A 22,191-nucleotide genomic window follows, 5' to 3' on the forward strand; every position below is an offset into this window, starting at 1 on the left:
CCCCGTCCTCGGGCTCCCGCCCTTGCTTTGTTGGCTCCAGCAAAGCAAGGGGCACTGACATTTTCAGCGTTGCACCCCTGCCCACGAAGTCAGGCGTCCAGGGCGCCGGCAGTTTCCGGGAAGAGGCGCCCGCTCGGAAGCGGCTCAGGCGTTGAAGAATTCCTTCAGCTCCGCGACGCGGTCCAGGCGTTCCCAGGTGAAGTCCGGCTCGTCCCGGCCGAAGTGGCCGTGGGCGGCGGTCTTGGTGTAGATCGGGCGCTTCAGGTCGAGGGCGTCGATGATCGCGCGGGGGCGCAGATCGAAGATCTCGGCGATGGCGTCGCTGATACGGGCAGGATCGACGGTTTCGGTGCCGAAGGTCTCCACGTAGGTTCCCACCGGACGGGCCTGGCCGATCGCATACGCAATCTGGATCTCGGCGCGCTTGGCCAGCCCCGCTGCCACCACGTTCTTGGCGACCCAGCGCATGGCGTAAGCGGCCGAACGGTCCACCTTCGACGGGTCCTTGCCCGAGAAAGCGCCGCCGCCGTGGCGTGAGAAACCACCGTAGGTGTCCACGATGATCTTGCGGCCGGTGAGGCCGGCGTCGCCCACCGGGCCGCCGATGACGAAGGCGCCGGCCGGGTTGAGGATGTTCACTGCACGGGAGGTGTCGAGCTCGGAGGCTTCCAGGACGGGCCTGATGACGTGCTCGGCCAGGTCCGCGCGGAGCAGTTCGAGCTTGGTTCCTTCGGCGTGCTGGCTGGAGATGACCACGGTTTCGACCGAGACCGGACGGTCGCCGTCGTATCCGACGGTCACCTGGGTCTTGCCGTCGGGGCGAAGGTACGCGAGTTCGCCGCTCTTGCGGACGTCGGTGAGCCGCTCGGAGAGCCGGTGCGCCAGCCAGATCGGGGTCGGCATGTAGGAGGGGGTCTCATCGCTCGCGTAGCCGAACATGATGCCCTGGTCGCCGGCACCCTGGAGGTCGTAGTCGTCCTCCTGGCGGCCCTCGCGGGCTTCGAGCGAATTGAAGACGCCGCCGGCGATGTCGTTGGACTGCTGGCCGATGGACACGGACACACCGCAGCGCGCGCCGTCGAATCCGTTGGCCGAAGAGTCGTAACCGATGCCCAGGATGGTCTCGCGGACGATCTGCGGGATTTCGACGTAGGCGTCGGTGGTGACTTCACCGGCTACGTGCACCAAGCCCGTGGTGGCCATGGTTTCCACCGCGACGCGCGATTCCGGATCGGCGGCCAGGAGGGCGTCGAGGATGGCATCGCTGATCTGGTCGCAGATCTTGTCCGGGTGCCCCTCGGTGACCGACTCTGAGGTGAAGAGCCGGAGCTTGGACGGATTTCCGTGGGCGTGGTGCAGGGGTAAAGTCACGTGACTACCTTACTTGGTTGAGGGAAAACGGCCGGTGCCGTGTGTCCCCGTGCTAAGGATGCGGCCGAAGCGGTGTCAGCCGGCGGGCGATACGCGGTCGAGCTCGGTGGCGATCCGGTCGATGACAGCGGCCGCGACGTCCGCCTTGGATCCGGCGGCCGACTGCGGTCCGGCGCCGTGTCCGGAGAGGATCACCACGGAGGTCTCGTCCTGGCCGAAGACCCGGCCGATGCCGACGTGGTTCACCACCAGCAGATCGCAGCCTTTCCGGGCCAGCTTGGCGCGGGCGTGTTCCAGGACGTCGCCGTCCGCATCGCCTGTCTCCGCGGCGAAACCGACGATCAACTGGCTGCCGTGCTTGCCGGCGGGCTGTATTCCGGCGGTCCGGGCCAGGCTGCGCTGTTCGACGAGTTCGCGGAGGATGTCCGGATTCCGCACCAGCCGTACCAGCGGCGCGTCCTCGTCATTCTTCTTCTTGATCTTGGTCTCGGAAATCTCGGCGGGCCGGAAGTCCGCAACCGCCGCGGCCATGATCACGATGTCGGAGTCCGGCGCGGCGGCCAAGGCCGCCTCCCGCAGTTCGAGGGCCGATTCGACGCGGACGAGGTCCACGCCCGACGGCGGTTCGACGTCCATGTGCGCGGCCAGGAAGCGCACCCGGGCTCCGGCGTCGAGGGCGGCCTGCGCCAGGGCTGCGCCCTGCTTGCCGGACGAGCGGTTGCCCAGGAAACGCACGGGATCGAGGGCCTCGCGGGTGCCGCCGGCGGTTATGGTGACGGTGCGTCCCGCAAGGTGCCCGGGCATGTCGTTGGGGGCCGCGCCTGCAGCGGCGCCGGCCAAGGCAAGCGCTGCTTCGAAAATCGCCTCGGGTTCAGGGAGCCGGCCGGGGCCGGAGTCGGCGCCGGTCAGGCGCCCGACGGCTGGCTCCAGCACGGTGACGCCGCGGCTGCGCAAGGTTTCCACATTGGCACGGGTGGCGGGGTGCTGCCACATTTCACTGTGCATCGCGGGGGCGAAGAGCACCGGGCCGTGCGCCATGAGGAGCGTATTCGTGAGCAGGTCGCCGGCCTGGCCGGTGGCCGCCTTGGCGAGCAGGTCCGCCGTCGCCGGTGCCACCACGACGAGGTCCGCCTCATGGCCGAGCCGGACATGGTTGACCTTCTCGACGTCGTCGAACACGCTGTTGCTCACGGGCTTGCCCGAGAGCGCCTCCCAGGTGGCCGTCCCGACGAAGCGGGTGGCCGCTTCGGTGGGAATGACCGTGACGTCGTGTCCGGCTTCAGTAAAAAGCCGGAGGAGCGATGCAACCTTGTAGGCTGCGATCCCTCCCCCGACTCCGAGGATGATGCGCACGTGGCCCCCGTCTACAGGCAGACTGCCTACTCGGCCGACTCGATCGGCGTGGAAACGAGCAGGCCCTCGTTGATCTCGCGCAGGGCGATCGAGAGGGACTTCTCGTTCAGCTTGGTGTCAACGAGCGGGCCGACGTATTCGAAGAGGCCCTCGTGCAGCTGTGCGTAGTACGCATTGATCTGGCGTGCACGCTTGGCGCCGAAGATCACCAGGCCGTACTTGGAATCGGCGGCCTTAAGCAGCGAGTCGATCGGCGGGTTGATGATGCCTTCAAGGTTCGTGGACACGAATTCTCCAAATTCTAGCGGGCTGACAGTTGCCGGCGCTTAGCGCTGGTGCGGGGTAAGCCCCATGAGTGAAACAAGCTCGTCCGCTGCCCGTCGGACGTCATCGTTGATGACGGTGTGGTTGAACTCCGGTTCAGCGGCAAGTTCCAGTTTAGCGGTTTCCAGGCGGCGCTGCTGTTCTTCCGGGGTTTCCGTGCCGCGCCCGACCAGCCGACGGACCATTTCCTCCCACGACGGCGGTGCCAGGAAGACAAAGTTGGCGTCCGGCACAGCCTCCTTGACCTGGCGCGCGCCCTGGAGGTCGATTTCCAGCAGTACCGACTTGCCCTCGGCGATCGCGGCCTCAACCGTGCTGCGCAGGGTGCCGTAGCGGTTCCGTCCGTGCACCACGGCCCACTCCAGGAGCTGGCCGTCCGCGACGAGGGCATCGAACTCGTCGGCGGTCTTGAAGAAGTAGTGGACACCTTCCGTCTCCCCCGGACGCGGCGCCCTGGTGGTGGCCGATACCGACAGCCAGACCTCCGGATAGTTGTCGCGGATGTAGGTGGATACGGTTCCCTTGCCGACGGCGGTGGGGCCTGCGAGGACGGTCAGTCCCGGTTTCTTGCTCACGTGATCCTTCGGGGTGGGGCGCTAGACGCCGTGTTTGTCTTCCATAAAATCTATCAGCGCCCGGGATTGGTGGACGCCAAGGCCCCGGAGCCTGCGCGAGGCCGCGATGCCGAGCTGTTCCATGATCGCGGTCGCCCGGACCGGGCCGATGCCCGGAACTGCCTCCAGCAGCTCGGCCACACGCATCCGTGCCAGGGCCTCGTCTTCGGACGCGAGGCTGATCAGCCCGGCGATGCCGAGCTCGCCTTTCCGGAGGCGGTCCTTGGCCTGGGCCCGTTGCGCCCTGGCTTTGGCCGCCTTCGCAAGTGCATCGCTACGTTCCTGTGCAGACAAAGCCTTCAGAGCCACGGCTTCTCCCCATTCTGTGCATCACTTTGCCCCAGCAGAGTGGACTAACCCCGAAGCTACCGGCATCCGCACAGTGAACGCAACGCGGAGCCGGTACCTGCCTGATGGCGGGTACCGGCTCCGGGTGCAAGGAACGTCCGACGGTGCCCGGCACCGTGCCGGGGCTCAGCCGCCGAGCAGCCCGTCCCGGGTTTCCTCAGTGGCTGCACGCAGGCCGGCGACGGCGGGCCCGGCAGCCAGGATGCCGCGGCTGGAGGTCGCCAGGACTGCCGGGTACGCGTCCCCGAAGGTGGCCCGAAGGTCGGCCGGGGTGGCTCCCTGGGCGCCGAGTCCCGGGGCCAGGATGGGCCCGTTGACCGCATTGAGGTCCAACCCCAGATCTTCCAGGGCGCTGCCGATGGTGGCCCCCACCACGAGGCCGACGGAGCCCAGGGCCCCTTCGTAGCGGCCGTTCTCCGCAGCCGCAGCGTCGACAATGCGCTTGGCCACGGATTCGCTGCCGCCAACGTGCTGTACGGACTTGCCCTCGGGATTCGAGGTGAGCGCCAGGACGAACACTCCGCGCCCGTAGTCGGCGGCCAGGTCAAGGGCGGGGCGCAGCGACTCGAAGCCCAGGTACGGGCTCAGCGTCACCGAATCGGCCGCCAGTGCCGAACCGTCCCGCAGCCAGGCATCCGCGTAGGCCGCCATGGTGGAGCCGATGTCCCCGCGCTTGGCGTCGGCGATGCTGAGCACCCCGGCGTCCGATGCGGCGGCAAGGGTGCGCTCCAGCACGGCCATGCCGGCGGAACCGTGCCGCTCGTACAGGGCCACCTGCGGCTTGACCGCGGCAGCGAGGGAAGCGACAGCCTCCACGACGGTAAGCGAGAAACGCTCCAGGCCGGCGACGTCGTCGTTCAGTCCCCAGTCGGCCAGCAGGCCCGGGTGCGGGTCTATGCCGACGCAGAGGGGACCGCGGGCAGCCATGGCGGCGGCCAGCCGGGAGCCGAAGGCCTGACGGCCCGCCGGCTCCCCGGCCGGCCGCCGGTCAGCCGTTGCCTCAGGCATTGACCGATTCCTTGGCCGCGGTCAGGTTGGCGGCGTGCTCCTGCAGGCTGGTGACGGACCACTCGTAGGTGCGCTGCGCTTCGATCGCCTGCACGGCGGCGTTGAACTCTGCCACCGTGGTGATGCAGGGAATGCCGATCGAGGTCGCGGCGGCGCGCAGTTCGTAGCCGTCGCTGCGGGCTTCGCCGCCGGAGGGGGTGTTGAAGACCATGTCGATCTCACCTGCAATGATGAGGTCGGCGATGGTGCCTTCGCCTTCGGCGCTGGAGCCTTCGGCGACCTTGCGCACCGGGGTGGCCTGGATCCCGTTGCGGCGCAGGACGTCGGCGGTGCCGCCGGTGGAGACGATCTCGAAGCCGAGGTCGGACAGGCGCTTGACGCCCATGATCACCGAGCGCTTGTCGCGGTTGGCCACCGAGACGAAGACCTTGCCCTCGGTGGGCAGGGCGTTGCCGCCCGCGGCCTGGCTCTTGGCGAACGCGGTGTCGAAGTGCTTGTCGATGCCCATGACCTCGCCGGTGGAGCGCATTTCCGGGCCGAGCAGGGAGTCCACGACCTTGCCCTCCGGGGTGCGGAAGCGGCTGAAGGGCAGCACGGCTTCCTTCACCGCGATCGGCGCGTCGAACGGCAGGGTGGAACCGTCACCGGTTTCCGGCAGCATCTTGTAGGCGCTGCGCAACTGGTTGATGGTGACGCCGGTGCCGATCAGGGCGGCAGCCTTCGCCATCTGCACGCCGGTCGCCTTGGAAACGAATGGCACGGTGCGGGAGGCACGGGGGTTGGCTTCCAGGACGTAGAGCACGTCCGAGGCCAGTGCGAACTGGATGTTGATGAGGCCGCGCACGCCAACCCCTTCGGCGATGGCGCGGGTGGCCGTGCGGACACGGTCGATCACGTTCTTGCCCAGCGTGATCGGGGGCAGCACGCAGGCGGAGTCACCGGAGTGCACGCCGGCCTCTTCGATGTGCTCCATGATGCCCCCGAGGTACATGTCCGTGCCGTCGAAGAGCGCGTCGACGTCGATTTCGACGGCGTCCTCGAGGAAGCGGTCGATCAGCACCGGGTGGTCCGGGGTGATCTCGGTGGCGTTGGCGATGTAGCGCGAAAGGTTGGCTTCGTCGTAGACGATCTCCATGCCGCGGCCGCCCAGCACGTAGGAGGGGCGGACCAGCACCGGGTAGCCGATTTCGTCGGCGATCTTCTTGGCGTCCTCGAAGGAGACGGCGGTGCCGTTCTTCGGGGCGATCAGGCCGGCGTTGTCCAGCACGCGGGAGAACTCGCCGCGGTGCTCGGCCAGGTCGATGGCCTCGGGCGAGGTGCCCAGGATCGGTACGCCGGCGTCGGCAAGCTGCTGGGCCAGCTTCAGCGGGGTCTGGCCGCCGAGCTGGACGAACACGCCCATCACGCCGCCGGTGCGCTCCTCGGCCGCGATGACTTCGAGGACGTCCTCGAGGGTCAGCGGTTCGAAGTACAGGCGGGTGGAGACGTCGTAGTCCGTGGACACCGTTTCCGGGTTGCAGTTGACCATGACGGTTTCGTAGCCGGCCTTGCGCAGCGCCATCGAGGCGTGGACGCAGGAGTAGTCGAACTCGATGCCCTGCCCGATGCGGTTGGGGCCGGAGCCGAGGATGATCACGGACGGCTTGGCGTGCAGGCCGACCTCGTCCTCCTCGTCATAGGCCGAGTAGTGGTACGGCGTGTAGGCGGCGAACTCGGCAGCGCAGGTGTCTACGGTCTTGTAGACCGGGCGGACACCGAGGGCCTGCCGGACGCCGCGGACCACGGCCTCGGGGTTGTGCGTCAGGACGCCGATCTGCTCGTCGGAGAAGCCGTGGCGCTTGGCGTTGCGGAGCATGTCCTCGGTCAGCGCACCGGCCTTGCGGATCTCCCGGGCGGTCTCGTTGAGGAGCTGCAGCTGGTCCAGGAACCAGGGGTCGATCTTCGTGGCGGCGTAGAGCTCCTCCACGGTGGCGCCGCCCAGCAGGGCGCGCTGGACCTGGTAGAGGCGTTCCGTCGTCGGGCGCTTGGCCTTCTCGATGAGTTCGGCCACCTCGTACTCGGGCACGTGGCTGAAGTCCAGCTGCGAGCCCTTCTGCTCCAGGGAGCGCAGGGCCTTTTGCAGGGCTTCTGTGAAGTTACGGCCCATGGCCATGGCCTCGCCCACCGACTTCATGGTGGTGGTCAGCGTGGGGTCCGCGGCCGGGAACTTCTCGAACGCGAAGCGCGGGACCTTCACAACGACGTAGTCGAGGGTCGGCTCGAAGGACGCCGGGGTCTTCTGCGTGATGTCGTTCGGGATCTCGTCCAGGGTGTAGCCCAGGGACAGCTTGGTGGCGATCTTGGCGATCGCGAAGCCGGTGGCCTTGGACGCCAGGGCGGAGGAGCGGGAGACGCGCGGGTTCATTTCGATGACGACGACGCGGCCCGTGTCCGGGTGGATGGCGAACTGGATGTTGCAGCCGCCGGTGTCCACGCCGACTTCGCGGATGACGGCGATGGCGACGTCGCGCAGCTTCTGGTACTCGCGGTCGGTGAGGGTCAGCGCCGGGGCCACCGTGATGGAGTCGCCGGTGTGCACGCCCACGGGGTCGAAGTTCTCGATGGAGCAGACAACAACGACGTTGTCGTTCTTGTCACGCATCATCTCAAGCTCGTATTCCTTCCAGCCGAGGATGCTCTCTTCGAGCAGTACCTCGGTGGTGGGGCTGTACTGGAGGCCCTGGCCCACGATGCGGCGCAGGTCGTCCTCGTTGTAGGCCAGGCCGGAGCCCAGGCCGCCCATGGTGAAGGACGGCCGGACCACCATCGGGTAGCCGAGGTCCTCGGCGGCGGCAAATGCCTCGTCCATGGTGTGGATGATGTGGCTGCGTGCGGATTCGGCACCGCAGCGCTCCACGACGCCCTTGAACTTCTCGCGGTCTTCGCCGAGTTCGATCGCGGCGATGTTCGCGCCGATCAGTTCCACGTTGTACTTCGCCAGCACGCCGTTCTTGTCCAGGGCGATGGCGGTGTTCAGCGCCGTCTGGCCGCCCAGCGTGGGCAGCACCGCGTCCGGGCGTTCCTTGGCGATGATCTTTTCGACCACCTCGGGGGTGATCGGCTCGACATAGGTGGCGTCGGCGAATTCCGGGTCGGTCATGATCGTGGCCGGGTTGGAGTTCACGAGGATGACGCGCAGGCCTTCCTCCTTGAGCACCCGGAGGGCCTGGGTTCCGGAGTAGTCGAACTCGGCAGCCTGGCCGATGACGATCGGGCCGGAACCGATGACAAGGACGCTCTTGAGATCTGTACGCTTCGGCATTACTTGGTGTCCTCGTTCTTCGCGGAGTTCTTGGTGCTGTCCATCAGTTCGATGAAGCGGTCAAAGAGGTAGGCGGCGTCGTGCGGGCCCGCGGCGGCTTCGGGGTGGTACTGGACCGAGAAGGCCGGGATGTCCAGGCAGGACAGGCCTTCAACGACGTTGTCGTTGAGGCTCACGTGGCTGACCTCGACGCGGCCGTAGCGCTCTTCCGGCGCCGTGCTGGCCCCGTCCATGGGGGCGTCGACGGCGAAGCCGTGGTTCTGCGAGGTGATTTCCACCTTCCCGGTGCGGCGGTCCATCACCGGCTGGTTGATGCCGCGGTGGCCGTACTTGAGTTTGTAGGTGCCGAAGCCGAGGGCGCGGCCGAGGATCTGGTTGCCGAAGCAGATGCCGAAGTACGGCAGCTTCTCGTCCAGCACGGAGCGCAGCAGTTTGACCTGGGCGTCGGCCGTGGCGGGGTCGCCGGGGCCGTTGGACATGAAGAAGCCGTCCGGGTTGACGGCCTTGACGTCCTCAAGGGTGGCGGTGGCCGGGAGCACGTGCACGCGAACGCCGCGTTCGGCGAAGCGGACCGGCGTCATGGCCTTGATGCCGAGGTCGATGGCCGCGATGCTGAAGCGGGCGTCGCCGTCCCAGCCGTGGTCCTTCGGTTCCACCACGTAGGCTTCGTCGATGCTGACTTCCTCGGCCAGGCGGGCGCCTTCCATGGGGGCGCTGGCCTTGACGGTGGCGAGCAGTTCGCTTTCGGCGGCCTTGGCGGCGGCGCCGGAGAAGATGCCGGCGCGCATGGTCTTGTTTTCGCGCAGGTGGCGGGTGATGGCACGGGTGTCCACGCCCTGGATGCCCACGATGCCCTGCTCCACCAGTTCAGCGTCGAGGCTGCGCTCGGAGCGCCAGTTGGAGGGCCGGCGGGCGGCGTCGCGGACCACGTAACCGGCAACCCAGATCTTGCGGGATTCGGCGTCCTCGCTGTTCACGCCGGTGTTGCCGATGTGCGGTGCGGTCTGCACCACCAGCTGGCGGGCGTAGGAGGGGTCGGTGATCGTTTCCTGGTAGCCGGTCATTCCGGTCGCGAAAACGGCTTCACCCAGGGCAGTGCCCGTGGCACCGTAGCTGCGGCCGCGGAACACGCGGCCGTCTTCGAGGACCAGCACTGCAGGAGCGGCGCTTGCCGCTGTGCTGGCGTCAACGTCGTTCGGATGTGTCGCTGCGTTGTTGTCCGTCACTGTCTTACTTTCCACTATCGGCTTGCGCCTGGGGGTTTGCGGAGATCAATTCTTGAAGTGCGTTGATGAACGGCTGCTTGTCGGCGGCAAGCCTGGTACGGAATCCCGTATCCAGTGTGCGGCTTCCCAGGGTCCAGCTGATGACCACGAGTCCGTCCTTTTCGACGAACTTGCCGGCCATCCCGCTGTCCTGGCGCTGGGCCAGGAGTGCCGTGCGGGGCACGAACAGCGGCTGGAAGCCTTCCCGGTCGAACAGCACGCCTTCCGGGTGCACGCTGGCTTCGGCGTTGCCGCGGAAGCCCAGGCCGTGGACCGCGATCCGGTCCAGCCAGTCCCCCGCCGTCGTGGTGGCCACGTACTGGCCTTCGACGACGACGGCGGCCGCGCCCAGTTCCGCCGGAACCTCCGGGGGCTGTTCGACGTCGGCCTGCCGCCGGAGCCGGGAACGCCAGCCGAGCGCGATCAGCGCGAAGGCCACGACGCAAAGGCCGAGGACGAGCAGCAGGGAGGCGAGCTCGTTCATCAGTTCCCGCTGACCGCGCCGGCGGTCTCCGGGTGGCGGTAGGGTTCGTTCAGCTTGCCGCCGAGCACCGTGGGGTGGCCCTTGAAGAAGGTGGCGACCACGGCGCCGGGCAGTTCCCGGCCCTTGAAGGGCGAGTTCCGGCCCATGGTGGCCATCTTGTTGGGGTCCACCGTCCAGCGGGCCGCGGGGTCCACGAGGATGACGTTGGCGGGTTCACCGGTTTCGAGGGGGCGGCCCTGGTCCTCCAGGCGGCCGATACGGGCCGGGACCGTGGAGGTGACGCGGGCGAAGTCTGCCCAGGTCATCAGGCCGGTTTCGATCATGGTTTCCTGCACCACGGACAGCGCCGTTTCCAGCCCGGTCATGCCCATGGCCGCCTGCGCCCATTCGCATTCCTTGTGCTCGCTCGGGTGCGGGGCGTGGTCGGTACCGATGACGTCGATGGTGCCGTCGGCGAGGGCCGCACGTAGGGCCATGACATCGGCTTCGGTGCGCAGCGGCGGGTTGACCTTGTAGACGGGGTCGTAGCTGCGGACCAGTTCGTCGGTGAGCAGCAGGTGGTGCGGGGTGACCTCGGCGGTGACGTTGATGCCGCGGGACTTGGCCCAGCGGATGATTTCCACGGAGCCGGCGGTGGAGACGTGGCAGACGTGCAGGCGGGACCCGACGTGCTGGGCGAGCAGCACGTCGCGGGCGATGATGCTCTCCTCGGCCACGGCCGGCCAGCCGCCGAGGCCGAGGACCGCGGAGACGGCGCCTTCGTTCATCTGGGCCCCGGCAGTGAGGCGCGGCTCCTGCGCGTGCTGGGCCACGACGCCGTCGAACGCCTTGACGTATTCCAGCGCCCGGCGCATGAGCACGGGATCGTGGACGCAGATTCCGTCGTCGGAGAAGACCCGCACCTGCGCACGCGAATCTGCCATGGCACCAAGTTCGGCGAGCCGCTCGCCGGCCAGGCCCACGGTGACGGCGCCTACCGGGCGGACGTCCACCCAGCCGGAGGCGCGGCCGAGGCTGTGGACCTGTTCGACGACGCCGGCGGTGTCCGCCACCGGGTTGCTGTTGGCCATGGCGTGGACGGCGGTGTAGCCGCCGAGCGCAGCAGCGCGGGTACCGGTTTCGACGGTTTCGGCGTCTTCGCGGCCGGGCTCGCGCAGGTGGGTGTGGATGTCCACCATGCCCGGCAGTGCGACGAGGCCGGCGGCCTCGACGACGGTGGCGTCCCCGGCGTCTTCATGGGTGGCCGCGCCGTTGCCGCGCGCGGCAATCACGCCGTCGCGGATGAGCAGGTCCTCGGCGTCCCCGCCGAGGATGGCAGCGCCACGGATCAGGTAAGTGTTCTCTGCCATCAGTGGCTCTCCTTGGTGGACTGGGCGGATGCGGGGACTGCTTCGCGGGTGTCCCCGGAGAGCAGCAGGTACAGGGCGGCCATGCGGACCGAGACGCCATTGCGCACTTGGTCCAGGACCGTGGAGCGCGGCGAATCGGCGGCGGCCGAAGAGATTTCCAGGCCGCGGTTCATCGGGCCCGGGTGCATGATGATGGTGTCCTTGAGGCCGAGTTCGTCGAGGGCGCGCAGGCGCGTGTCGTCGAAGCCCCAGCGGCGGGAGTATTCGCGGGTGGACGGGAAGAACGAGGCGTTCATGCGTTCGCCCTGCACCCGGAGCATCATCATCGCGTCAACACCGGCCGCCAGGGTGTCGTCCAGGTTGTAGCTGACCTTGCAGGGCCATTCCTCGACGCCGATGGGCAGCAGGGTGGGCGGTGCCACCAAGGTGACCTCCGCGCCCAGGGTGCGCAGGAGCCAGACGTTCGAGCGGGCCACCCGGGAGTGCAGCACGTCGCCGGCGATGGCGACGCGCATGCCGCGCAGGTCGGTGCCCTGGGATTCGGTGCCGTGCAGCTTTGCCCAGTGGCGGCGCATCGTGAAGGCGTCCAGGAGGGCCTGCGTGGGATGTTCGTGGGTGCCGTCGCCCGCGTTGATGACTGCGGCGTCGATCCAGTCGGTGGCGGCCAGGCGGTGCGGCGCACCGGAAGCCCAGTGCCGGATGACGACGGCGTCCGCACCGATCGCGGCAAGGGTCTGGGCGGTGTCCTTGAGGGACTCGCCCTTGGACACCGAGGAGCCCTTGGCGGCGAAGTTGATGACGTCCGCGGACAGGCGCTTTGCGGCGGCCTCGAAGGAGATGCGGGTGCGGGTGGAGTCTTCGAAGAAGAGGTTCACCACAGTGCGTCCGCGCAGGGCCGGGAGCTTCTTGACTTCGCGTTCTCCGACGGCGGCCATTTCCTCGGCGGTGTCCAGGATGCGGATCGCGTCGGCGGCGCTGAGGTCCTGGGTGGACAGCAGGTGCTTCATGCGCCGGCCTCGATCACTACCTCGTTGACAGGGGTACCGTCGACGGTGTCGAGTTCCTCAAGGTGCACGCGCACCTTCTCGGAGGAGGCGGTGGGCAGGTTCTTGCCCACGTGGTCGGCCCGGATGGGAAGTTCGCGGTGGCCGCGGTCCACAAGGACTGCGAGGCGGACGATGCGCGGGCGGCCGAGGTCCACGATGGCATCGAGGGCGGCGCGGATGGTGCGTCCGGAATACAGGACGTCGTCGATCAGCACCACGACCTTGTTGTCGATACCCGATTTCGGAAGCCGTGTGGGATACGGGGGGCGGGCCGGCTGGTGCGAGAGGTCGTCACGGAACATCGTGACATCAAGCTGGCCGACGATCGCGGCGGCGTCGACGGAGGGATCCGCAGCGGCGATCTTGTTGGCGAGGCGGACTGCCAGCGGGTAACCGCGGCGCGGGATACCCAGCAGGACCAGGTCCTGGGAGCCCTTGTTGGCCTCGAGGATCTCGTGGGCGATACGAGTGAGTGCACGGTCAATATCGCCCTGGTTCAGTACAACCCTGGACGGTACCGGTGCTGCGACGTCAGTCATCGCTCGTCTCCCCTTTCCCCGCCTCACAGGACGGAATTAAAAAAGGAACATTTGCCTTCCAAAACTATCACAGCGGCGCCCTCCGGCCGCTGGTGTTAAGTGCGCCATGGTGAGTTCTCGCTCACAGCGGCCGGGCCGAGGCGCGGGGCGTAGTTGGGCTGGGCGGCCATGGCAAATAGGCTCATGCCCATGACAATGAACCGCCCCGGGCACTACGGTGGTCCGCAGCCGGACCCCCGCGCACTCATGGAGGCAGGCGCCAATCCGACGTGGTTCGGCCGCGTCGACCCGCGCAACTACCGGCCAGCCCCCGGCACTCCGGCGGAGGCGCCGGGCCATCCCTGGCTACCGCCCCTGCCTCCCGCGCAACGCCGGACCACCGGGACAATGCCGCTGCTGCTCACGGGTGGAATCCTGGCCTTTGCCAGTCTCCTGCTGATCGTGCCGTTCCTGCTCGGAAACACCGGCGTTGCCGGCTTTGGGATCGGTTTCATAGCGTCCCTGCTGCCGCTCTCGACAGTACTGCTGACCGTCTCCTTCATCGACCGATGGGAACCAGAACCCAAACGGCTGCTGGCGTTCGCGTTCACCTGGGGCGCGGCAGTGTCTATCGCCGGGACCCTGCTGATCCAGCCCCTTTTCGCCGTCGCCGCGCCCCGGACGAGCGAGGCCGACTTCCGCCTCTTCATGGCCACCGTGGAGGCGCCGATCGTGGAGGAGTTCACTAAGTCATTGGGCCTCTTGCTCCTGCTGCTGGCCGCGCGGAAGTACTTCGATGGCCCGGTGGACGGCGTGGTGTTCGCCTTCACGATCGCCGGCGGCTTCGCGTTCACGGAGAACATCCTCTACTTCGGCCGGGAGATCGCCGACTCCACGGACCCGGGGACGGACCTGGTGCGGATTTTCATCCTGCGCGGGATCATGTCGCCGTTCGCGCATGCCATCTTCACCGGCACCACCGGCCTCATCATGGGCTTCGCGGCCCGGAAATGGCACACCGGATACTCGGTGCTTGCCTTCTTCCTGGGCCTGCTTCCGGCGATGTTCCTGCACAACCGCTGGAACAGCATGGGGGCGGACTTCCTGGTCCAGTACGTCCTGGTACAGGTGCCGATCTTCCTTGCCGCCGCCGTCGGGATCATCCTGCTGCGGGTCGCCGAGAGCAAGCTGACGCGGCAGCGACTGATCGAATACGCCCGGGCAGGTTGGTTCTCCCCGGTGGAGGTCGACATGCTTGCCACGGCGCGCGGCAGGCGGCAGGCCATCCGCTGGGCGCAGAGCCGGGGCCGGGAGGCGGCGATGCGGCGCTTCGTGAAGGCGGCCACTGCCCTTGCCTGCACCCGGCAGCGAATCCTGAGCGGTCGCGACGTCCATCAGCACCAGGCGGACGAGCGCCGCCAACTGGGCGACGTTCCCGGCCTGCGCGCCGCGGTGCTGGGCTGACCACCACCCAGGCGGCTCTTGGAAACGCTAAAGGAGGTGGGCATCCCCTCGGGGATGCCCACCTCCTTTAGGCTGCGGACACTAGGCCAGCAGCGAAGGCTTCAGCTTCTGGAGCCGGCCGAGGAGTCCGTTGATGAATGCCGGGGACTCATCGGTGGACATGGTCTTCGCCAGGGCCACCGCTTCACTGACAGCGACGCCGTCGGGGACGTCCTCGTTGTAGAGCAACTCCCAGGCACCAATCCGCAGGATGATGCGGTCCACCGAAGGCATGCGCTCAAGGGTCCAGCCCTGGGCATAGGTCTGGAGGAACTCATCGATGGTCGCCTGCTTGGCCAGCACACCCTCCACGATGTCCAACGTGTAGGGGTTGACGATCAGGTCGGTCTTTTCGCGCCGGGCCCTGAGGACCTCAAGCGCCGGGGCGGAGCGCTGTTCCGCCTCGAAGAGCACTTCGAGAGCCCTGGTACGGGCCTTGCCACGGGCGCTCACTAGTCGTTGACCCGGCCCAGGTAGCTGCCGTCGCGGGTGTCGACCTTGACCTTGGTGCCCTGCTCGAGGAACAGCGGAACCTGGATCTCGTAGCCGGTCTCCACGGTGGCGGGCTTGGTGCCCGCGGAGGAGCGGTCGCCCTGCAGGCCCGGCTCGGTGTAGGTGATTTCGAGGACAACGCTCGGCGGCAGTTCCAGGTACAGCGGGGCACCTTCGTGCATGGCGATCAGCACCTGCTGGTTCTCCAGCATGAAGTTCTTGGCGTCGCCGACGACCTCGCCGGAAACGGTCAGCTGGTCGTAGTCCTGGACGTCCATGAAGACGTAGTCGGCACCGTCCTGGTACAGGTAGGTGTAGTCGCGGCGGTCAACCGTGGCGGTCTCGATCTTGGCGCCGGCGTTGAAGGTCTTGTCGACCACCTTGCCGGAGAGAATGTTGCGCATCTTGGTGCGGACGAAGGCGCCGCCCTTGCCCGGCTTGACGTGCTGGAACTCGATGACGTTCCAGAGGTTGCCCTCAAGCTTCAGGACGGTTCCGTTCTTGATGTCGTTTGTGGTAGCCACTCGTATCCTCTTGGTTTCTCGCGCAGACCGCTATGCCCGCCAGGCTTGCCATACAGGCCGCCAGCGCTGATTTGTCAAAAATCCCGTACTTCGTTAAAAAGTCCAGAACCATTCTAGCGGCAATGTCGAGCTGTTTCCGTCCGGGGGCCCGCTGGCACGCTCAGGAGGTGAGTTCGAGCACGTTCCGGGCACGCTGCAGCGCAACGGCCGAGGAGTAGATCAGGGACGCGTCCGCGGACTGGGCGACCCGCAGGTCCAGCGCCTTGGAGAACGATTCGGCGGCGGCAGCCGCGTTGCCGGCCACGAAGTACGCCCGGCCCAGGAACTGGTGGACCAGCGGTTCGCGGCCGGTGCCGTGCACTTCGGCGAGAAGCTGCCGGAAAAGCTGCACGGCACGGTCGTAGCGGTTCGTGGCGCGGTGCAGTTCCGCTTCGTAGATCCGCAGCTTGAAGGACTCCGGGTCGTTGCAGCGTGCCTCCGCCAGTTCCTCTGCGGCGTCGCCGAAGCGGCCTTCCAGCAGCAGGGCCATGATGCGGTCGGCGGGGTCCGCGGATTCGGCAAGGGCTGCCTCCAAGGCGTCTTCGTTGACGACGTGCGGCAGCAGGGTGTCGGGGTTGACGCGGACACCGGGGAACCCGGCTGTGGGCCAGTCCGTAATGCCTTCCGGGGTTGTCAGTGTCATGATGCGATTTCCTGGTAGGCGGCAAACAGCAGGGAGGTGTCCGGCACGTCGAGGATGCCGGGCTTGGCGATACCGTCAAGGACCACGAAACGCAGGAGGTCTCCGCGGGATTTCTTGTCCCGGCGCATCCCGTCGAGCAGGCCCTGCCAGCGGTCCTTCCGGTAGGTGACCGGAAGCCCGAGCCCCTCGAGGATGCTGCGGTGCCGGTCGGCGTCGGCGTCGGAAAGCCGCCCGACGCTGCGGGAGAGTTCTGCGGCGAACATCATGCCCACCGACACGGCGGCGCCGTGGCGCCAGGAGTAGCGCTCCACGAGTTCGATGGCGTGGCCCAGGGTGTGGCCGTAGTTGAGGATTTCCCGGAGGCCCGATTCCTTGAGGTCCTCGGAGACGACCTTGGCCTTGACCGCGATGGCGCGCTCGATGAGTTCACGAAGGACGTCGGACTCGGGGTCCACGGCTTCGGAGCCCTTGTTCTCGATCAGGTCCAGGATGGCGGGATCGGCAATGAACCCGCATTTGATGACCTCCGCCATGCCTGAGACCAATTCGTTCTTCGGCAGCGTGCGAAGGGTGTCGAGATCGGCAAGGACCGCGGCCGGCGGGTGGAAGGAGCCCACCAGGTTCTTGCCCTCGGCCGTGTTGATGCCGGTCTTCCCACCCACCGATGCGTCCACCATGCCGAGCAGGCTGGTGGGCATGTGCACCACCTTCACGCCGCGCAGCCAGGTCGCCGCCACGAAGCCAGCGAGGTCGGTCACGGCTCCGCCGCCCACGGACACCACCGCATCGGAACGCGTGAAGTCGTTCTGGCCCAGCACCTGCCAGCAGAACGCAGCCACCTGGATGTGCTTGCCTTCTTCGGCGTCCGGGATTTCAGCCGTGACGGCGGTGAAGCCCGCGGCATCGAGTTCGGCGCGCACGGCATCGCCGGTGAGGCGCAGCGCCCGCGGGTGGATCACCAGGACACGCTTGACCCGCTCCCCCAGGGTTGCCGGAAGGGAAGACAGCAGGCCGCGCCCGATTACGACGTCGTAATTGTCGGTGGCAGCCTGTCCGGTGACCTTGATGGTTGTTGATTCAGTGCTCATTGTTGAACTTCCTCTTTCAAGGCCATGAAGCTTTGCAGGGCTTCCTCCACCCGCAGCGCGATCTCCGGGACCGTGCCGCTGCGGACGTCGATGGTGATGTCGGCCAAGCGGGTGTAGACCGGTTTCCTGGCGTCGAACAGGGTCTGCCAGCGGGCCATGGCGTCGCCGGCGAGCAGCGGCCTGCCGCTGCTCCGGGCGATGCGTTCGGCGACGGTATCGGCGTCGCACTCAAGGTAGACGGCGGTGCAGCCGCCCAGCAGCTGCTGGGTCCCCGAGTCGAGGACCGCGCCGCCGCCGAGCGAAATGACGGCGCCGCCCTTTCGGGAATCCTCAACGGCGCGGGCCACCGTGCGTGCCTCGATTTCGCGGAAGGCGTGCTCCCCGCGGCCGGCGAAGATATCTGCGATCGCGCCGTGCTGCTCGACGACGACTGCATCGGTGTCGATGAACGGCAGGCCAAGGTGCTGTGCGAGCTGCTGGCCGATGACGGACTTGCCGACCGCCATCGGACCCATCAGCACAATCACGGCCCGGGCACCGGCACCGGAAATACCACCAACCACTAGTTGCCGACCGTGTCCAGGGTTGCCGGGATGTTCTCCAGGTAGGCCTTCAGGTTGCGGGCGGTCTCGGCAACGGAGTCTCCGCCGAACTTTTCGGTGACGGCTTCGGCCAGCACCAGGGCCACCATCGCTTCGGCGACGACGCCGGCGGCGGGGACGGCACAGACGTCCGAGCGCTGGTGGTGGGCCTTGGCGGGTTCGCCGGTGCGCACATCGATGGTCTTCAGGGCGCGCGGCACCGTGGCGATCGGCTTCATGGCGGCGCGGACACGCAGCACCTCGCCGATGCTCATGCCACCTTCGATGCCGCCGGCGCGGTTGGTCTTGCGGATGATGCGGCCGTCCTCGTCGCGGACGATCTCGTCGTGGGCAGCCGATCCGCGGCGGGCTGCGGTCCGGAAACCGTCGCCGACTTCCACGCCCTTGATGGCCTGGATGCCCATCAGGGCGGCGGCGAGCCGTGCGTCCAGGCGGCGGTCCCAGTGGACGTAGCTTCCGAGTCCGGGCGGCAGGCCGTATGCGAGGACCTCGACGACGCCGCCGAGCGTTTCGCCTTCCTTGTGCGCCGCGTCCACCTCGGCCACCATGGCGTCGGAGGTTTCACGGTCGAAACAACGCAGCGGGTCCGCATCCAGGGCCAGGACGTCGGAGGGCAGCGGCAGCGACCTGCCTTCGGGAACCGAGACGCTCGCGATGGACACGGTGTGGCTGACGAGCTCGACGCCGAGCTGCTTGAGGAAACGGGCGGCGACCGTGCCGAGGGCAACACGCGTGGCCGTTTCGCGGGCGCTTGCGCGCTCCAGGACGGGACGTGCCTCGTCAAAACCGTACTTCTGCATGCCGGTGAAATCGGCATGGCCGGGGCGTGGCCGGGTCAGCGGAGCGTTGCGTGCCTGGTCGGCAAGGAGCTCCGGGTCCACCGGATCGGCGGACATGATCTGCTCCCACTTGGGCCACTCGGTGTTGCCGATCTGGATCGCCACCGGCCCGCCCTGGGTGACCCCATGGCGGACACCGCCGAGGATGCTGACTTCGTCCTGCTCGAACTTCATGCGGGCGCCACGACCGTAGCCGAGGCGGCGGCGGGCCAGCGCCTCGCGCAGGTCATCACTGGCAAGTTCCACACCGGCGGGGACGCCTTCAACAATTCCGAGCAGTGCCGGTCCATGGGATTCTCCGGCAGTCAACCAACGCAACATATATCCAATCCTGCCATGTAAGGGGGTTAGTAGACCCGTCGGGGAAGCCCGACTGAGTCGCACATCACATCTATGACTTCGTCGCCGACACTACGACCGCTGAACAGCCTGATCTGCTCCACGGCCTGGTACAGGAGCATCTCCAGGCCCGGGACCACTGCTCCCCCGCGCCGCTGCCATTCTTCGGCAATCCGGCTGGGCCAGGGGTCATAAGCGACGTCGAGCAGCACGCCGCCGCCTCCGCCGCTGCCCATCGAGGACAGTGCGTCCGCGATTCCGTCGGCTGCCCGCGGCGGCAGGGTGGAGATCACCAGTCCTGCCCCGACGATGCCTTCGGCGGCATCGTCCATGGGGAGCAGCTCGACGGCGAGCCCGACGGCGTCGGCGGCCTTGACCGCTTCACCCGCCCGTACGGCGTCGCGCACGTAGACCCGGGCGCTGTCGCAGCCAAGCTCGCGGAGCGCGGCGATCGCCGCGGCGGAGGTTCCGCCGCCGCCCAGCACGACGGCGTCGGGCCGCTCGGCAACGCCCGCATAACCGACGGCCCGGACAATGCCGGCGATGTCGGTGTTGTAACCGATGCGGCGGGGCGCCCCGCCGTCGTCCTCGAAAGCCACGGTGTTGATCACGCCAAGGTGCGCTCCGGCCCCCCGGACCTCGTCCACTTCGGCAACCATCGCCGCCTTCAGCGGCATGGTCACGGACAGGCCACACCATTCCGGCTGCACGGCGACGCCGGCCATGAACTCCGGCAGTTGCTCGGCGGTCACGTCGATCGCCGTGTAGCTGATGTCCGCACCGAGCTGCGCGTAGGCGGCGCGGTGCAGGGCCGGGGATTTGGAGTGGCCGATAGGGTGCCCGAGCACCGCGGCGCGGCGGCTCATACGCACCGCCCCGGGTTGGCGGTGCACCATGCCGTGTACTGGGCGACGTACTTGTTGTGCTCGGCCAGCGTGCTGGAGAACTTCGTTTCCTTGGTGTCCAGATTGATGGTCACCCAGTACAGGTAGTTGTTCGCCGCCGGCTTGGCAGCGGCGTCGATGGCGGTCTTCCCCGGTGAACCGATCGGACCGACCGGCAGGCCGGCGATGGCGTAGGTGTTGTACGGGTTGCCTTTGTCCGCCTTCTGTTCGTCCGTCAGGTGGAAGGTCTTGGTGCCCAGACCGTAAGTCACCGTGGCGTCGGACTGGATCAGGCCGTTCGTTTCCTTGTTGCTGGGCTTGAGCCTGTTGTAGATGGCACCGGCGACGTTCCGGTAGTCGGCCTGGCCGCCTTCGGCCTGCACGATGCTTGCCACGATGATGGTCTGGTACTGCTTGGTGGGATCGGTGATCCCCTGCGCCTTGAGTTCGTCCATGGTTCCCGTGACGAGCTTCTGCAGGATGTCCTTGGCGCTGGTGCCCAGCGGGAAGCGGTACTCGCCCGGGGCCAGGAAGCCTTCGAGGTTCTTCGCCTTGGCGGGTACGCCGAACTGCGCCGGGCTGTCGCTGAGTGCCTTGAGTTGGTCCAGCGGGATTCCCGAGCCCTTCGAAATGGCATCGAGGGACTCGCCGATACGCAGGCCTGCGTTCAGGGCGAAGTAGATGACCTTCCCCGCCTCGTTGTTCACCAGCACGGCAACGGCGTCCGAGTTCTTCATTTCCTTGCGGAAAGTGAACTCGCCGGGCGAAAGTTCGCCGCCGGAAGCCGAGAACGCGTCTAGGAATGTGCTGGAATCGGCCACTACGCCTTCGCTCTGCAGCTGGTCGGCGACCTGCTTCGGCCCGGCGCCGGGCATCACCGTGACCGAAACCGAACCGGTTCCCGGTCCGGGATAATCCTTCACCCTGTCCATGCCCAGCAAGGGTTTGAGGAGTTGGGCACCAAGGGCCACAGCCGCGACGAAGACCGCGAAGGTCAGGAACAACGCCAGGCCGCGACGACGGCGGCGGACCTTCTTGGAAGGCTGGGGATAGGCGTCGACGGCGGCCAGGACAGGGTGCGGCTCGTGGCCGTCGTGGTGGACCTCCTCGTGGAGGTCCACGTACCCGGCGACCTGGTGGTGTGCCTCGTCGTAATGGCCGTGCTGCGGGACTTCCACCGCGTATGCCGGATGCCCCGCGTGAAGTTCCTCGGCCGAATGAAACTCGTGGCCTTCGTGGCCGTGGGAGGCAGGGTGGTGGTCCTGGCCAACGGGCACGTCAACGGGCTTCGCGTGCACAACAGGCTCCGCGTGCACAACAGGCTCCGCGTCCACAACAGGCTCCGCGTGCGCAACGGGCTCCGCGTGCACAACAGCTTCGTCCTCCACGGCAGGCACCACGTACTCCGGCAGCGCCGCGTGTGCGCCGTGTCCGGCGTACGCGGGGACCTCCTGGTGCCCGAGCGGGGCCGGAGGGCCGGCGGTTTCGGGAACCTCCGGAGCCGGGGCATGGGAAACAGCCGGAACCGGGGCAGGGAGGGGAACCAGCAATTGCTGCTGGGTTTCCAGGAAGCGCTCCCTGGCACGCAGTTCCCGGCGCGTCAGGGGACGTCCGGCGGGCTCGGGTGTTTCACCGGAGGGGTCATGATTGACCGGGCTCACGATTGCCTTCCGCTCGTTGGGAATCTGTCTCACTTGCTGGACCGGACCCGTCCGCGCTGCCTCCCCCGGGCTGCGCAGACTCCTCGGCCGGTGCGGGCGCTAACACGCGCCTGCCGACATCCTGGCCCCTGGATTTCTGCATCTCGATGGCGTGCTGCAGGATTCCGGCCGCAGCAAGCTGATCCACCACTTTACGGTGCTCCTTGCTGCTCAATCCAGCTTCGTGCAGGCTCCGGTGCGCCGAAACCGTGCTGAGGCGCTCGTCGATGAGGTTGACGGGAACATCCAAACCGGCCCGCCCCAAGGCCGCAGCAAGCAGTAAAGCATAGTCGGCGGCCATCCGGGCGGACGGGCCTTCCTGGCCTTTCAAGGTGCGGGGAAGGCCGACGAAGATCTGCACGGCACCGCGTTCGGCCGCCTGCTTGACGATGACTCCGACGTCGGAATTCTTCTTCTCGTCCCGGCTCAACGTCCTGATCGGAGTGGCCAGGATGCCGTCCGGGTCGCAGGCCGAAAGCCCGACCCGGACGGTTCCGACGTCGACCCCCAGCTTGACGCCCCGGGGGTAAGTACCGTTGTCCGGCATGGAGTCCGGG

At 67.5% G+C, this 22,191-nt stretch carries 22 protein-coding genes; 1 reads left to right on the forward strand and 21 read right to left on the reverse strand.

The window, feature by feature from the left end:
- Positions 1-144 precede the first annotated feature (144 nt).
- From metK to pyrR, 12 genes are all read right to left on the reverse strand, one after another.
- A complete protein-coding gene (gene metK / locus ACN9M4_RS10920; RefSeq protein WP_426297784.1) occupies positions 145-1,371 on the reverse strand; it encodes a methionine adenosyltransferase in 1,227 nt (408 codons plus the stop codon).
- A gap of 75 nt (positions 1,372-1,446) precedes the next feature.
- Positions 1,447-2,724: a bifunctional phosphopantothenoylcysteine decarboxylase/phosphopantothenate--cysteine ligase CoaBC gene (coaBC, locus tag ACN9M4_RS10925; protein WP_426297786.1), complete on the reverse strand. Its 1,278-nt coding sequence runs from the start codon at positions 2,722-2,724 to the stop codon at positions 1,447-1,449.
- 26 nt (positions 2,725-2,750) lie between these two features.
- Positions 2,751-3,011: a DNA-directed RNA polymerase subunit omega gene (rpoZ, locus tag ACN9M4_RS10930; RefSeq protein WP_074591496.1), complete on the reverse strand. Its 261-nt coding sequence runs from the start codon at positions 3,009-3,011 to the stop codon at positions 2,751-2,753.
- Positions 3,012-3,050: 39 nt separating this feature from the next.
- Complete coding sequence (gene gmk / locus ACN9M4_RS10935; protein WP_426297789.1) at positions 3,051-3,623, reverse strand: guanylate kinase; 573 nt, start codon at positions 3,621-3,623, stop codon at positions 3,051-3,053.
- A 21-nt stretch (positions 3,624-3,644) separates the two neighbouring features.
- On the reverse strand, positions 3,645-3,971 hold the full coding sequence (gene mihF, locus ACN9M4_RS10940; RefSeq protein WP_426297791.1) for an integration host factor, actinobacterial type: 327 nt from the start codon (positions 3,969-3,971) through the stop codon (positions 3,645-3,647).
- Between the two features lie 165 nt (positions 3,972-4,136).
- On the reverse strand, positions 4,137-5,018 hold the full coding sequence (gene pyrF, locus ACN9M4_RS10945; protein WP_426297793.1) for an orotidine-5'-phosphate decarboxylase: 882 nt from the start codon (positions 5,016-5,018) through the stop codon (positions 4,137-4,139).
- Positions 5,011-8,319, reverse strand: coding sequence for a carbamoyl-phosphate synthase large subunit (carB, locus tag ACN9M4_RS10950; RefSeq protein ID WP_426297796.1), 3,309 nt, complete (start codon positions 8,317-8,319; stop codon positions 5,011-5,013). The genes pyrF and carB overlap by 8 nt, the downstream gene beginning before the upstream one ends.
- Positions 8,319-9,545, reverse strand: a complete 1,227-nt coding sequence (gene carA / locus ACN9M4_RS10955; RefSeq protein WP_426297798.1) for a glutamine-hydrolyzing carbamoyl-phosphate synthase small subunit — start codon at positions 9,543-9,545, stop codon at positions 8,319-8,321. The genes carB and carA overlap by 1 nt, the downstream gene beginning before the upstream one ends.
- A gap of 4 nt (positions 9,546-9,549) precedes the next feature.
- Positions 9,550-10,068, reverse strand: a complete 519-nt coding sequence (locus ACN9M4_RS10960) for a hypothetical protein (protein ID WP_426297800.1) — start codon at positions 10,066-10,068, stop codon at positions 9,550-9,552.
- Positions 10,068-11,417 (reverse strand): dihydroorotase, encoded by a 1,350-nt coding sequence (locus ACN9M4_RS10965; RefSeq protein WP_426297802.1) that lies wholly within the window; start codon positions 11,415-11,417, stop codon positions 10,068-10,070. The genes ACN9M4_RS10960 and ACN9M4_RS10965 overlap by 1 nt, the downstream gene beginning before the upstream one ends.
- Positions 11,417-12,424, reverse strand: a complete 1,008-nt coding sequence (locus ACN9M4_RS10970; protein WP_426297804.1) for an aspartate carbamoyltransferase catalytic subunit — start codon at positions 12,422-12,424, stop codon at positions 11,417-11,419. The genes ACN9M4_RS10965 and ACN9M4_RS10970 overlap by 1 nt, the downstream gene beginning before the upstream one ends.
- On the reverse strand, positions 12,421-13,002 hold the full coding sequence (gene pyrR, locus ACN9M4_RS10975; RefSeq protein WP_426297806.1) for a bifunctional pyr operon transcriptional regulator/uracil phosphoribosyltransferase PyrR: 582 nt from the start codon (positions 13,000-13,002) through the stop codon (positions 12,421-12,423). Before pyrR ends, ACN9M4_RS10970 begins: the two co-directional genes overlap by 4 nt.
- Before the next feature lie 189 nt (positions 13,003-13,191).
- Between pyrR and ACN9M4_RS10980 the strand changes: the two genes are divergently transcribed.
- Complete coding sequence (locus ACN9M4_RS10980) at positions 13,192-14,445, forward strand: PrsW family intramembrane metalloprotease (RefSeq protein ID WP_426297808.1); 1,254 nt, start codon at positions 13,192-13,194, stop codon at positions 14,443-14,445.
- An 81-nt stretch (positions 14,446-14,526) separates the two neighbouring features.
- On the opposite strand, the gene nusB is transcribed toward ACN9M4_RS10980, so the two are convergent.
- From nusB to ruvX, 9 genes are all read right to left on the reverse strand, one after another.
- The gene (gene nusB, locus ACN9M4_RS10985; RefSeq protein WP_426297810.1) at positions 14,527-14,937 is read right to left on the reverse strand and encodes a transcription antitermination factor NusB; all 411 of its coding nucleotides are present in this window, start codon (positions 14,935-14,937) and stop codon (positions 14,527-14,529) included.
- The gene (gene efp / locus ACN9M4_RS10990) at positions 14,937-15,500 is read right to left on the reverse strand and encodes an elongation factor P (protein WP_074591477.1); all 564 of its coding nucleotides are present in this window, start codon (positions 15,498-15,500) and stop codon (positions 14,937-14,939) included. Before efp ends, nusB begins: the two co-directional genes overlap by 1 nt.
- Positions 15,501-15,660: 160 nt before the next feature.
- Entirely contained in the window at positions 15,661-16,182 is a 522-nt protein-coding gene (locus ACN9M4_RS10995) for a tetratricopeptide repeat protein (protein ID WP_426297812.1), read from the reverse strand.
- Positions 16,179-17,270 carry a 3-dehydroquinate synthase gene (aroB, locus tag ACN9M4_RS11000; RefSeq protein ID WP_426297814.1) on the reverse strand — a complete coding sequence of 364 codons (1,092 nt, stop codon included), beginning with the start codon at positions 17,268-17,270 and terminating at the stop codon, positions 16,179-16,181. Before aroB ends, ACN9M4_RS10995 begins: the two co-directional genes overlap by 4 nt.
- Positions 17,267-17,785, reverse strand: coding sequence for a shikimate kinase (locus ACN9M4_RS11005; RefSeq protein WP_426297816.1), 519 nt, complete (start codon positions 17,783-17,785; stop codon positions 17,267-17,269). Before ACN9M4_RS11005 ends, aroB begins: the two co-directional genes overlap by 4 nt.
- A 47-nt stretch (positions 17,786-17,832) precedes the next feature.
- On the reverse strand, positions 17,833-19,032 hold the full coding sequence (aroC, locus tag ACN9M4_RS11010; protein WP_426297818.1) for a chorismate synthase: 1,200 nt from the start codon (positions 19,030-19,032) through the stop codon (positions 17,833-17,835).
- A gap of 26 nt (positions 19,033-19,058) precedes the next feature.
- Complete coding sequence (locus tag ACN9M4_RS11015) at positions 19,059-19,916, reverse strand: shikimate dehydrogenase (protein ID WP_426297820.1); 858 nt, start codon at positions 19,914-19,916, stop codon at positions 19,059-19,061.
- Positions 19,913-21,595: an endolytic transglycosylase MltG gene (gene mltG, locus ACN9M4_RS11020; protein ID WP_426297822.1), complete on the reverse strand. Its 1,683-nt coding sequence runs from the start codon at positions 21,593-21,595 to the stop codon at positions 19,913-19,915. The genes ACN9M4_RS11015 and mltG overlap by 4 nt, the downstream gene beginning before the upstream one ends.
- Complete coding sequence (gene ruvX, locus ACN9M4_RS11025; protein ID WP_426303450.1) at positions 21,576-22,181, reverse strand: Holliday junction resolvase RuvX; 606 nt, start codon at positions 22,179-22,181, stop codon at positions 21,576-21,578. Before ruvX ends, mltG begins: the two co-directional genes overlap by 20 nt.
- Positions 22,182-22,191 lie beyond the last annotated feature (10 nt).

It is taken from the genome of Arthrobacter sp. R-11, from assembly GCF_049913155.1.
In the GTDB taxonomy this organism is placed as follows: Bacteria; Actinomycetota; Actinomycetes; order Actinomycetales; family Micrococcaceae; genus Arthrobacter.

Bases quoted from the DNA above. Each gene is read 5' to 3' on its own strand.
- pyrF (WP_426297793.1), bottom strand. From the start codon at position 5,018: ATGCCTGAGGCAACGGCTGACCGGCGGCCGGCCGGGGAGCCGGCGGGC.
- carB (WP_426297796.1), bottom strand. From the start codon at position 8,319: ATGCCGAAGCGTACAGATCTCAAGAGCGTCCTTGTCATCGGTTCCGGC.
- ACN9M4_RS10960 (WP_426297800.1), bottom strand. From the start codon at position 10,068: ATGAACGAGCTCGCCTCCCTGCTGCTCGTCCTCGGCCTTTGCGTCGTG.
- ACN9M4_RS10965 (WP_426297802.1), bottom strand. From the start codon at position 11,417: ATGGCAGAGAACACTTACCTGATCCGTGGCGCTGCCATCCTCGGCGGG.
- ACN9M4_RS10970 (WP_426297804.1), bottom strand. From the start codon at position 12,424: ATGAAGCACCTGCTGTCCACCCAGGACCTCAGCGCCGCCGACGCGATC.
- pyrR (WP_426297806.1), bottom strand. From the start codon at position 13,002: ATGACTGACGTCGCAGCACCGGTACCGTCCAGGGTTGTACTGAACCAG.
- ACN9M4_RS10980 (WP_426297808.1), top strand. From the start codon at position 13,192: ATGACAATGAACCGCCCCGGGCACTACGGTGGTCCGCAGCCGGACCCC.
- ACN9M4_RS10995 (WP_426297812.1), bottom strand. From the start codon at position 16,182: ATGACACTGACAACCCCGGAAGGCATTACGGACTGGCCCACAGCCGGG.
- aroB (WP_426297814.1), bottom strand. From the start codon at position 17,270: ATGAGCACTGAATCAACAACCATCAAGGTCACCGGACAGGCTGCCACC.
- ACN9M4_RS11005 (WP_426297816.1), bottom strand. From the start codon at position 17,785: ATGGGTCCGATGGCGGTCGGCAAGTCCGTCATCGGCCAGCAGCTCGCA.
- aroC (WP_426297818.1), bottom strand. From the start codon at position 19,032: ATGTTGCGTTGGTTGACTGCCGGAGAATCCCATGGACCGGCACTGCTC.
- ACN9M4_RS11015 (WP_426297820.1), bottom strand. From the start codon at position 19,916: ATGAGCCGCCGCGCCGCGGTGCTCGGGCACCCTATCGGCCACTCCAAA.
- ruvX (WP_426303450.1), bottom strand. From the start codon at position 22,181: ATGCCGGACAACGGTACTTACCCCCGGGGCGTCAAGCTGGGGGTCGAC.